The organism is Sphingobacterium sp. UBA7249, from assembly GCF_002472835.1.
Taxonomy (GTDB): domain Bacteria; phylum Bacteroidota; class Bacteroidia; order Sphingobacteriales; family Sphingobacteriaceae; genus Sphingobacterium; species Sphingobacterium prati.
The window spans coordinates 248,822-260,388 of sequence record NZ_DKST01000030.1 but is presented as its reverse complement, the minus strand read 5'-3'; the positions used below and the strand labels follow the sequence as shown (position 1 = coordinate 260,388).

At 38.2% G+C, this 11,567-nt stretch carries 12 protein-coding genes; 3 read left to right on the top strand and 9 right to left on the bottom strand.

Annotation, left to right across the window (positions count from 1 at the left end):
- Nucleotides 1-128: 128 nt before the first annotated feature.
- Entirely contained in the window at nucleotides 129-2,087 is a 1,959-nt protein-coding gene (gyrB, locus tag B4A24_RS22600) for a DNA topoisomerase (ATP-hydrolyzing) subunit B (RefSeq protein WP_293947212.1), read from the bottom strand.
- Nucleotides 2,088-2,278: 191 nt separating this feature from the next.
- Between gyrB and B4A24_RS22595 the strand changes: the two genes are divergently transcribed.
- Both B4A24_RS22595 and B4A24_RS22590 read left to right on the top strand, forming a co-directional pair.
- Nucleotides 2,279-2,896 carry an OmpH family outer membrane protein gene (locus B4A24_RS22595; RefSeq protein WP_172396766.1) on the top strand — a complete coding sequence of 206 codons (618 nt, stop codon included), beginning with the start codon at nucleotides 2,279-2,281 and terminating at the stop codon, nucleotides 2,894-2,896.
- Nucleotides 2,897-3,057: 161 nt separating this feature from the next.
- On the top strand, nucleotides 3,058-3,963 hold the full coding sequence (locus tag B4A24_RS22590) for a CorA family divalent cation transporter (RefSeq protein ID WP_293947210.1): 906 nt from the start codon (nucleotides 3,058-3,060) through the stop codon (nucleotides 3,961-3,963).
- On the opposite strand, the gene tsaB is transcribed toward B4A24_RS22590, so the two are convergent.
- From tsaB to mscL, 5 genes are all read right to left on the bottom strand, one after another.
- The gene (gene tsaB, locus B4A24_RS22585; protein WP_293947209.1) at nucleotides 3,958-4,659 is read right to left on the bottom strand and encodes a tRNA (adenosine(37)-N6)-threonylcarbamoyltransferase complex dimerization subunit type 1 TsaB; all 702 of its coding nucleotides are present in this window, start codon (nucleotides 4,657-4,659) and stop codon (nucleotides 3,958-3,960) included. The two genes, B4A24_RS22590 and tsaB, sit on opposite strands and share 6 nt — an antisense overlap.
- Before the next feature lie 13 nt (nucleotides 4,660-4,672).
- On the bottom strand, nucleotides 4,673-4,927 hold the full coding sequence (gene yidD, locus B4A24_RS22580) for a membrane protein insertion efficiency factor YidD (RefSeq protein ID WP_293947208.1): 255 nt from the start codon (nucleotides 4,925-4,927) through the stop codon (nucleotides 4,673-4,675).
- Nucleotides 4,890-5,306, bottom strand: coding sequence for a ribonuclease P protein component (locus tag B4A24_RS22575; protein ID WP_293947207.1), 417 nt, complete (start codon nucleotides 5,304-5,306; stop codon nucleotides 4,890-4,892). The genes yidD and B4A24_RS22575 overlap by 38 nt, the downstream gene beginning before the upstream one ends.
- Nucleotides 5,307-5,366: 60 nt before the next feature.
- Nucleotides 5,367-5,525 (bottom strand): 50S ribosomal protein L34, encoded by a 159-nt coding sequence (gene rpmH, locus B4A24_RS22570; RefSeq protein ID WP_075991291.1) that lies wholly within the window; start codon nucleotides 5,523-5,525, stop codon nucleotides 5,367-5,369.
- 239 nt (nucleotides 5,526-5,764) lie between these two features.
- Nucleotides 5,765-6,172 (bottom strand): large-conductance mechanosensitive channel protein MscL, encoded by a 408-nt coding sequence (gene mscL, locus B4A24_RS22565; protein ID WP_293947206.1) that lies wholly within the window; start codon nucleotides 6,170-6,172, stop codon nucleotides 5,765-5,767.
- Between the two features lie 280 nt (nucleotides 6,173-6,452).
- Here mscL and B4A24_RS22560 point away from each other — a divergent pair, with 280 nt between their 5' ends.
- Entirely contained in the window at nucleotides 6,453-7,094 is a 642-nt protein-coding gene (locus tag B4A24_RS22560) for a response regulator (RefSeq protein WP_293947205.1), read from the top strand.
- A gap of 22 nt (nucleotides 7,095-7,116) precedes the next feature.
- Here the strand turns inward: B4A24_RS22560 and B4A24_RS22555 are convergent, their stop codons facing one another.
- The 3 genes from B4A24_RS22555 to ftsA all read right to left on the bottom strand — a co-directional run bounded on the left by B4A24_RS22555 (nucleotide 7,117) and on the right by ftsA (nucleotide 11,559).
- Nucleotides 7,117-8,259, bottom strand: coding sequence for a sugar phosphate isomerase/epimerase family protein (locus B4A24_RS22555; RefSeq protein ID WP_293947204.1), 1,143 nt, complete (start codon nucleotides 8,257-8,259; stop codon nucleotides 7,117-7,119).
- Between the two features lie 88 nt (nucleotides 8,260-8,347).
- On the bottom strand, nucleotides 8,348-10,045 hold the full coding sequence (gene ftsZ, locus B4A24_RS22550) for a cell division protein FtsZ (RefSeq protein ID WP_293947203.1): 1,698 nt from the start codon (nucleotides 10,043-10,045) through the stop codon (nucleotides 8,348-8,350).
- Nucleotides 10,046-10,185: 140 nt separating this feature from the next.
- Nucleotides 10,186-11,559, bottom strand: a complete 1,374-nt coding sequence (gene ftsA, locus B4A24_RS22545; RefSeq protein ID WP_104384261.1) for a cell division protein FtsA — start codon at nucleotides 11,557-11,559, stop codon at nucleotides 10,186-10,188.
- Nucleotides 11,560-11,567: the final 8 nt, after the last annotated feature.

The window sequence follows — 11,567 nt, the reverse complement described above, 5'->3', positions numbered from 1 at the left end:
TTGGCTGATGAATCATTTATCCCGGCAGATAAATGATTCATCAATATGAAGTTATAAAATATAATTGAAATAAAAAAAGGTCTGATGAANNTTCATCAGACCTTTTTTTATTCGTTGTAAAACTGTTATTAGATATCAATTTTTGCGTAACGTGCGTTCTTCTCAATAAACTCACGGCGTGGAGCCACTTCATCGCCCATTAACATCGAGAAAATACGGTCACATTCTGCTGCATTTTCAATCGTTACCTGACGTAAAGTACGGGTTTCAGGATTCATTGTTGTATCCCAGAGTTGCTCCGCATTCATCTCACCAAGACCTTTATAACGCTGTACATGTACACTATCTTCTTTACCTGTTCCTTTCAAGCGTTGTATCGCGTTGATACGTTGATCTTCATTCCACGCATATTCGTGTTCTTTACCTTTTTTCACGAGGTATAAAGGTGGAGTAGCGATATACACATAACCTCTTTCTATCAATTCTTTCATGTATCTGAAATAGAACGTCAGGATCAATGTTGTAATGTGTGAACCATCCACATCGGCATCGGTCATGATGATGATACGGTGGTAACGCAATTTCTCTATATTGAGCGCTTTAGCATCCTCAGGTGTACCAACGCTTACTCCTAAAGCTGTGAACATATTTTTGATCTCCTCATTTTCATAGATCTTATGTTCCATGGCCTTTTCAACATTCAGGATCTTACCTCTTAGTGGCATAATAGCCTGATGTTTCCGGTCACGGCCAGACTTCGCTGTACCACCCGCAGAATCCCCCTCAACAAAATAAATTTCACATTTTGTTGGATCGTTATCCTGACAATCGGCTAATTTTCCTGGAAGACCAGAACCACCCATTACCGTTTTACGTTGTACCAGATCCCGTGCTTTACGCGCTGCTGCCCGCGCTTGAGCAGCAATGACGACCTTTTGCACAATTGCCTTCGCTTCGCGTGGGTTTTCTTCGAGGTAAACACCTAAAATCTCACCAACAGCGACATCCACAGCTCCCATAACCTCGGAATTACCTAACTTGGTTTTTGTCTGTCCTTCAAATTGAGGTTCAGCAACCTTCACCGAAATGACAGCAGTCAATCCTTCACGGAAGTCATCACCTGTAATCTCGACTTTCAAATTTTTAAGTAAACCTGATTTATCCGCGTAAGCTTTCAAGGTACGTGTCAAACCTCTGCGGAAACCTGCCACATGTGCACCGCCTTCTATTGTGTTGATATTATTCACATAAGAATGAACGTTCTCAGAATAAGTATCGTTATATTGCAAGGCCAACTCCACAGGAATACCTTGTTTAATTCCTTCAACATAGATCGGTTCAGGAATTAATGCCTGACGTGTACCATCTAAAAATTTGACAAATTCCCTTAAACCACCTTCAGAATGAAAAGTCTCTCTCTTTTCCGAACCGTCTTCATTGGTTTCACGTTCATCATTCAATGTCAAACTCACCCCTTTATTTAAAAAGGCAAGTTCACGAAGCCGATTCGCCAAAGTATCATAATTATATACCGTAGTCTGCGTAAATATCGTCGCATCGGGATGGAATGTTACAATTGTACCGGTCTTATCCGAGACCCCAACTTCTTTTACATCATATAAAGGTTTACCAATTTGATACTCCTGTTGGTATATCTTTCCATCACGGTGTACTTCAGCTTTCAAAAGTGTAGACAAAGCATTCACACAAGATACACCCACACCATGTAGACCACCAGACACCTTGTAGGTATCTTTATCAAACTTACCACCAGCATGTAATACCGTCATCACGAGTTCCAACGCTGATTTATTCTCTTTTTTATTGATTCCGGTAGGGATACCACGACCATTATCTCGAACAGAAATTGAATTGTCTTTATGGATAGTAACAAAGATATCTGTACAGTACCCTGCTACAGCTTCGTCGATTGAATTGTCTACAACCTCGTATACCAAATGGTGTAATCCTTTTACACCGGTATCACCAATATACATGGATGGACGCTTACGAACCGCCTCTAAACCCTCTAATACCTGAATATTATCGGCCGAGTAGGTGGATGCATTTTTCTTTTCTTCGCTCATTGAAAAACTGTTAAATGTAATATTCAAAAATACGAAATTTTGCCCGATTTATCAAGTCTGTATCGAAGTATTACACCGATAATCTGAAACAATCAAATGCTCAATAATTTTACTTTTTTAGGATTAAAAATTAGATTTTCGATTTTTTTATGTTAGGTTTGTTTTAGTATTAATTTGCAAATAATAAAAAAATGAACACTATATTTTCAATTGTATCGAAAGTTTCCTTGGGCCTTTTATTGACTGGGACGATCGTCTCATGTAACCAAGGAGCTAAAACACAAAATGAGCCGTCGAAAAATGATTCAAACGCTGTAAGCAAAGAGAGTCAAGGAAGTAGTAAGGATAAAATCGTCTATTTGAATTCAGATTCTCTTTCTGAAAAATATCAATACTTTAAAGACATTAAGTCAAAACTTGAAAATAAGGTAAAAAAGGCACAGGCTGATCTTCAAGCAAAAAGCGCTGCATTTCAACGTGAGGTTGCCGAATATCAAAAAAATGCTGCTACAATGTCTGCGGCAGACAGACAAGCTACCGAACAAAAATTGGCTCGCAAACAAGATGAACTAGCCCGATTAGACCAAACGGCCTCTTCATCCCTAGCCAAAGATGAATCAGAAGAATTCAACAACGTGTACAATAAAATCACTGAGTTTTTGAAAAAACATGCTTCAGATAACGGTTATAAACTTGTACTGACTTATTCTAAATCCAATCCTACGGTATTGTATGCTGATCCTTCACTGGAAATCACCAACGAAGTTATCAAACAGTTAAATGAAGAATACAAATCTTCGAGCAAGTAAGAAATCTAAAAAATTTAAGGAAGCCATCATTGTAATTTGATGGCTTTTTTATTTTTAGGTCTCCAGATCTCAGTTAAGCAATGTAATATCGGCCAATACCTGTCCGCAGCTATTGGCAGCTAACAAAATTGTTTAGTATCTTGTATTGTAAAATTAGATTTATGATCAAAACGATTGTTGAAAAGGAAATCGCAAACTACGAATGGATTGATATCTTTGAACCTACCTCGGAGGACTTCACATTCATCAAGGAAAGATACAATCTAAATGAAGCCTCCATTAAAGATTCCAAAGAACCGGAACACCTTCCTAAAATAGAGGAATTTGAAAATTATACCTTTATTATTCTCCGGGTCATGTCCGACAATTTTAAAGAGAATTCGGATAGTATAGGAGAAGTAACGGATCGTCTAACCATCTTTTATGGCAGTGATTTTGTCATTACCGTCCATAAGCGCCGTATCGAATTTCTGGAGAAACTCAAAAATATTGAATTTACGAGCGTAAAGACAAAAAATAGCCGAAAACTATCTGTATTTATTACAACAGCTGCGGTTTTCACTTTTAGCAAGACTTTGGAACAATTATCCACACGCATCGATTTCTATGAAGAACTGATCTTTCTGAAACGCATGAAACAACAGCCTGTCCTGAAAAACCTATATTTTATCAAACGACAGATAGATGTCGCCAGAAAGGTTATTTTTCTATATAAAGAGGTTATCGAGCATTTTCATTCCTCTTCGAAGAAAGATGTTTACACCCGGGATTTAAAAGACCTTCAAATACGTACATCCACGCTATATGAAAACTTATCTGAAAACGTAGCACAATTACTAAACGTATTCTTTAACATATCCTCGAACCACACCAATGAAATCATGCGTATTTTGACGATATTCTCTGTTTTTTTCATGCCAATTACATTTGTAGCTGGAGTATATGGGATGAATTTTAAAAATATGCCAGAGCTGGAGTGGTATTATGGCTACCCCATAGCGATTGCGATCATGATTGCAATTTCACTAGCGATTTATCTTTGGTTCAAAAGAAAAGGTTGGTTATGAGCCAACCTTTTTCTTTGTCATGACCACAAAGTCTTTCAGATAGAAAGGCTCAAAGTAGGCAATATCTTCGAACGCTTTATTTTGAAATTTTTTAAATGCCAATTTAGATAAAAATGCCGCTGAAGCCCTAAATCTAAGCTGTACATTCACACGATCGTTACCTGCAAACAATGCCTCAAATTTATCAGCCCCTGATCCAAAGAGATGAACGCGGCTGTAAACGGCCAACAGTTCATCGTAATAATTGGCGGCTATAATTTCTGCTGCTGTAGATTTTACAAGTTCACTATGATGGTTGTAAACCGCAGAATAAACTTCCATACGACGTGCATCCAACATAGGAATAAAGGCTTCGTGCTCCTGTAACCCAAACTGTCCCTTGTACCCAAAAAATAAAGCTTCCAGTGTATTTATTGCAATCAGAGGTACATCTAAGCCATAACAAAGACCTTTTGCGGTAGACACGCCAATACGCAGTCCAGTATAAGAACCGGGGCCCATGCTCACTGCTATAGCAGCCAGCTGTTTTACCGAACGATCTGCCTGACGCAAAATCTGTTCTATTAAAACGGTCAGTTTGGCAGCATGTGCATTAGGTTCGTCCAGATCAATCACAGCTAAGGTCTCTCCATCTTCACTTAACGCAACCGAACATACGGTAGTTGAGGTATCAATTTGTAAAATTAAGTTATTCATCGTTTTATTGAAATCAAGGTACAGGATCGTGGCCATGGCCACCCCATGGATTACAACGGGCTATTCGCTTCAAAGCCATCCAGCCACCCTTAAAAGGTCCATATTTTAAGATAGCTTCCTTGCCATATTGCGAACAAGTCGGTGTATATCTACAATTAGCACCGAGGGAGGGTGAAATAAATAGTTGATAGAAACGAATAATAGCTAAGAAAATAAAACTAAAGAAAGGTTTAATTCCTTTTTTCCAAATAAGTACCAGCACATTCATCCTGTAATTTTTTCAGCATTTTATTCATCGCGGCATGAAACACATCATATGTTAAGATCTGCTTTCCCACGTATTGAATAGCTAAATACAAAGTTACATTATGTTTCAACAAAAAAGGAATCAAATCATTCGATTTTTGAAGACGATAGCTTTCACGCATCATACGTTTAATTGTATTGCGATCTACTGCTTTTTTGAACCGACGTTTGGAAACTGATATAATAGACTGACAGGGGGGAAGAATTTCAGTCTCACTGTTTTTCTCAAGAACAAAAACAATTCTAAAAGGGTACAAAACAAAAGAAGAACCGCTTTTAAAAAGCGTATCAATACGCTTCCTCGCACATAACCGTTCTTCTTTTGTAAATGTATTTCTCATACGATGACTTGATCTTATTAGAAAAAGCTCTTATAAGCGGCCACCGATCTTTGTCAAAGATTAACCTTTGTGACGGTATTCGTCAGACACTGTAAGACGTTTTCTACCTTTAGCTCTACGTGAAGCTAATACTCTTCTACCGTTTGCAGAGCTCATGCGCTCTCTAAAACCGTGTTTGTTTCTTCTTTTTCTTTGCGATGGCTGAAATGTTCTTTTCATGACGCTATTATGCTAATTTGTTCTTACTTCAATTAATACAAAACTCCCCAAGAGGAATGCAAAAGTAAAGTTTATTTTAGACAAAAACAAACAATATTAAGAACATTTAGACATTAAGTAAAAAGCCTACGCTAATTTATTCATTGCCAGTCTAAAAAACAGATCTATTAAATCTTAAAAATAAATTACAGAGCAGTAAGCCTGCTCTGTAATGCGCTCATATCAAATAAAAATTGAACTTATTTAGTTTTCAAAATATCTCTGATCTCAGTCAACAATGCTTCTTCTTTAGTTGGGGCAGCGGGGGCAGCTGGAGCAGCTTCTTCTTTACGTTTTAAAGAGTTTAGCGCTTTAATAACACAGAAAATACAAAATGCAACAATCAAAAACTGAATCACCACATTGATAAAATTCCCGTAGTTAAGGGAAACTTCAGCCTGTTTGGTGGCCTCATCAGCAGCCTTGAGTATAATCTTCTTCGATGAAAAGTCCACTCCACCAGTTAAATACCCTATGGGAGGCATGATAATATCGTCGACTAACGACGTTACGATTTTACCAAATGCCCCACCGATGACAACACCGACAGCCAAATCAACAACGCTACCGCGCATTGCGAACTCTTTAAACTCTTTTAAAAATCCCATATTTAAATCATTTAATTTTTAATTTCACCAAATCTAGTAATTGTCATATAAATCTAATTAAAATATACCAATTTTTTATAACAGGTCATTTATTCATCCAAATTTTCTCACTTAAATCCTATTTTTAAAATTAGCCCTAAAACAATAAGCTCAAGTTTTTATTAAACTTAATTTGCTATATTTGCTCGTTAACTAGGGCTAAATATCAAGATATATTGTATATTGATAGTACGTTAAATTTCATATGATAATTTAAAACCCGGAATAAGATAATGTATCTATGAAGAAGATTCTTATTGCAGACGACCACGGCATTGTACGACTGGGAGCTTCCGTTATTATTAAGGAAACTCTTAAGAAAGCAGAAATATTTCAAGCCGAAAATTTCGATGAGGTACTGGAAAAGATAAAACTTGAAGAATTTGATTTATTATTACTGGACATCAATATGCCTGGAGGAAATAATATTCGTGTTGTTGAAGAAATCTTACAAATTCAGCCTGCCATTAAAATTTTAATTTTTTCATCTTATGATGAATCGTTATATGCGTTACGTTATATAGAAGCAGGAGCAGTTGGTTATCTTAATAAAAATACCGCTATGGCCGAATTGAGCCACGCTATATTAGCTATCCAAGAAAGAGGCAAATATATGTCGAGCAATGTGCAAGACCTCTATGTTCAAAAACTGACGCAGAGTAAATCGGAACTAACCAAGTTAAATCCCTTGGCTCGGCTTTCAAATAGGGAGGTAGATGTAGCAAAACAGCTTATTAAAGGACTGGGAATCATCGAGGTGTCCGGTCTACTGGAGCTAAGCCCATCAACGGTAAGCACCTATAAAAGTAGGATATTCGAGAAATTAAATGTTTCCAATATTCCGGAACTAATTGAACTTTTCAGAATACACTCCAGCAATTAAAATATTGCTGGAGCGTATTTTTCTAGATCAGATCATCCATTGTAATAACTGGAACATCTTTTATATTAAGGTCTTTTAAGGGTTCTGATTTTTTAAAAGCATAACCTACTTCAGCTTCCAGATCCCATAACATAGGAGCCAAAAAGTTAAGACAGGTAGTAAATCCTTGTACAGTTGCGGAGAAATCACCTGTATCTTTCGAATTTTTAGCCTCATTTTCAATTTCAAAAGGCCCTTTGAAACCGCGTTCCTGTAACAGGTCCACAAAGCCTCGCCAGTCCATACTATCAGATCCACCGAATCCAGGCAACATGGCTTCATAATGATGTCTATCCCAATCATGATCGGGAATGCTTACATTGGCCTTTTTTGCTAGTTCAGCACCTACATGTTGCATCGGGTACATCCCACCCCAATCTACGCGAGCCGTCGTCTGTAGATTGCGCGTGGTCTTCACATGTATACGCTGTAATCGACTCATATCGGTATTGCGAATAACATCAATTGGGTTTGTGTTTTGCCAAACATCATGTGAAGGATCGTAAATTTCGCCGTGCGCCTTACTAGGCACCAGGGCATACATCAATTTTCGTGCAGCCAAAACAGCAGGTAAGTTATTATAGGTAGAGCTATAACGTGAAGAACGCCAGCCTTCCATCGGGCAATTTTCATATAAAATTGTTACCCCAAGGCTTTCAGCATAATTAACAATCGGTTCAAATACACGTTTATATTCTTCTAGATTTTTTTGAAATCCATCTAGCTGATTCCCCAGGTCGTGATTATAACCGACAAAAGTACCGACTTTAACATTATTTTCATCACCTCCCAACAAGTGGGCTATCCGAATCAGTTTCAATAAATGGTTCTGATTTTTGACACGTTGCTCTGGATCCCCCCCGATCATATTTTCAAAGGCACCGAGCGAAAGCTTTAGATCGGCCTGATTAAATAATTCAAGCGTTTCTTTAGCTTTTTCAGGTGTAAATCCCTCATAATCCAAATGTGTAGCCGTGTGATCTTCACGTGTGCCATCTTTTCTAAAAACACAAAGGTCAATTCCACCGGCGCCAATTTTTTTTGTTGTCTGAATCAATTCTGGTAATGACAATTTATCAAAGGCAGAACTCATCACCCATACAGGGTTATTTAATTTTGTAGTCATAGCTTATATAATTGTATTCTATCGGTATTTAAAGATACTAAAAAAGCCATCGATCGGATGGCTTTTTTAGTATTTTGTATCAATTCAATTAATCGACATTGTCATGTAAAAATGAGTTATTGGGGCGAATCTCCGTATTTCCATCTTCAAAAGACAAGGTAAAGCGAGACACCTGTGATTGCGAAGAGTGTGGTGTATCCTCCAAGGACATTTGCTTTCTTTTATAAGCAGGTTCATTCTCCAGCTCATGGAGGCCGTTTGAAGATTTCAATTTCATGCTTAATTCTTTCAATCGCAAGATACGTTCTTTCGTACGCACCAATTGATCTTCAAATGACACCTGCTCTTCCTCTACCTGAGGTACTTCAACCTGCTCATTCGTTGTGCTCGAGGAGAACGTTGGTTTGTCATCATAGTCTGACGCAGATGGGGCTGAATATGAATCAAATACCGTCGGCATTTGAAACTGAAAAACAGAAGGGGAAGTTTTCAATTGAAAATCACTTTCAGCAAATGAAGTTTCCTCTTCATAAGCGCCATCAAAACCCAAATCATGACGTATTACTTGTGGTTCTTCTATTGCAACCTGTTGCTGTACGGCATTTTTTGGTGAAGTAAACAGGTCAGACTGCAAATTATTTGGTGTCGATGTATTTGTTGAAGGAGCCTGTGTATCCACACGTTGAACCGGAGTGACAAAACTATTGGCAACTGCTGCTTCTTTTGGCGCAACCTGAGAAACAGGTTTAACAAAAGAATTTACCGGTTCAGGTGTCAAGGGCATGGACACTTTCGTATTTTCACGCTCTTTATCACGTTCCTCTGAAGTTTGAAAACCAGTCGCAATAATTGTCACTGACAACTCATCTTCAAAGTTTTCATCGATACAGTTACCCCAGATCAAATCAGCTGATAAACCAGCTTTTTCCTGAATGTAATCCGTAATGATCGCTACTTCATCCATGGTGACTTCTTTCGTTCCAGAAGTAATATTCAACAAAATATAGCGAGCACCTTCGATCTCATTGTCTTTCAATAATGGTGAAGCTAAAGCGCCTTCTACTGCACGTAATGCACGATCTTCACCTTCCGCAATCGCATTCCCCATAATAGCAACACCACTATCGTTCATCACTGTGCGAACATCTTTAAAATCGACGTTTACATAACCAGGGATCGTAATAATTTCAGCAATACCTTTTGCTGCAGTTGTTAATATATCGTCTGCTTTTGCGAAAGCTGCCGTCATCGTTAAATTTCCAAAAATTTCGCGCAAACGGTCATTAGAAATAACAAGATAAGAATCTACATATTTGCGCAATTCTGAAAGACCTTCCTCCGCCTGTGAGCGACGGCGTTTACCCTCAAATGTAAATGGTGTAGTAATGATCGCAACAGTAAGAATACCCAATTCCTTAGCGGCCTTGGCCAAAACAGGGCTTGCTCCGGTACCTGTACCACCGCCCATACCAGCAGTAATAAACAACATCTTAGTATTGGTACCCAACATACGTTTGATATCTTCAATACTTTCGATGGCGGAATTTTCACCTACATCAGGATCTGCTCCAGCACCCATACCTTCGGTCAGACTTATACCCAATTGAACTTTATTTGGGATCGGGCTTAACTCTAATGCTTGCGCATCAGTATTACACACGATAAAATCTACACCACTAATTCCTTGTTTATACATGTGGTTTACGGCATTGCCGCCACCACCACCAACCCCAATAACCTTAATTATTGAAGATTGTTCTTTTAACATTTCAAACTGTATTGACATAACTTATCCCTATTTAACTTATAATGAACACGATATCAAATTGAACCAAACCCACTATATGTAATGTAATAATAATATAATTTCAACAAAAGTTTTCCACATTTGTGAAATTGTGGAAAACTTCAACCATTGTGGAAAACTTACTTTTTATCTAAAAAACTTGCGTCATCAATCTCATTCCCATCCTTAATAAATCGTTTGAACCAAGATAGTAGTCCCTGTTCCTTTTGCTGTTGCTCCGAAACCTCTTTTGTCGTCGTGGTCGCCTGCACTTTTTTCGCTGGAGCATGTGCTTCTCTACGACTATCTTCCTCTTCTTCATGGGATTGAATACCCTTGATTAATAAGCCGATACTTGTCGCGTACAATGGGCTTTTCAATTCTTCAAATAGTGGCTTCGGTAAAACTTCATTCTTGGAAAGATACTCGTTAGGAAAACCGACACGACAATCAATTCCAGTTATATATTCAACGAGTTGTACCAAATGTTTCAATTGAGCCCCACCCCCAGTGATAACGATACCACCGATAAGTTTATTTTCATAACCGGAAGACTTAATCTCGTAATATACATGTTCAATAATCTCTTCCATCCGAGCTTGAATGATATAAGCCAAATTTTTCACCGAGATTTCTTTTGGCTCCCGACCTTTCAGGCCAGGTACACAGATTACTTCATTTTCTTTATTTTCATCAGCCAAAGCAGATCCAAATCGTGTCTTCAATAATTCTGCCTGCGAACGCAATACAGAACAACCTTGACGAATATCTTCGGTCACAATATTACCGCCTAATGGGATTACAGCAGTATGGCGAATAATTCCTTCATGAAAGATTGCGACGTCTGTCGTTCCACCACCAATATCAACTAATACAACACCAGCATTTTTTTCATCTTCATCCAATACAGCTTCTGAAGATGCCAAAGGCTCAAGAATCAGTTCAGCAACTTCCAAATTGGAATTATCAATACATTTTTTGATATTCTTGATATCGGTAACTCTTCCCGAAATAATATGGAAATTTGCTTCTATACGACGTCCAGCCATGCCGATAGGTTCGCGGATACCCGGTTCATTATCTACCGTAAATTCCTGAGGTAAAACATGTATAATTTCTTCTCCTGGAGGCAGTACCAGTTTATACATATCCGAAATCAATCGTTCGATATCTCTTCGAATGATCTCATCATCACCATCTGTTTTGGTAAATATTCCACGGTGTTGGATGCTCTTAATGTGTTGACCGGCGATCCCCACATTGACAACCTTAATATCGACATTAGACTGTGCTTCGGCAATTTCCACCGCCTCCAAAATACTTCCCACAGTCTTTTGGATATTGGCTACAACCCCTCTGCTCACTCCTGCAGAATCGGCTTTGCCCACACCTAATAATTCGATTTTGTTCCCTGAGCTACGTCTCCCAACCGTAACACAAATTTTGGTAGTACCAATATCGAGTCCCACGATAATTGGATTCTCTCTTTCAATTTCTGCTGCCTTTGAGTTCATAATTTCCT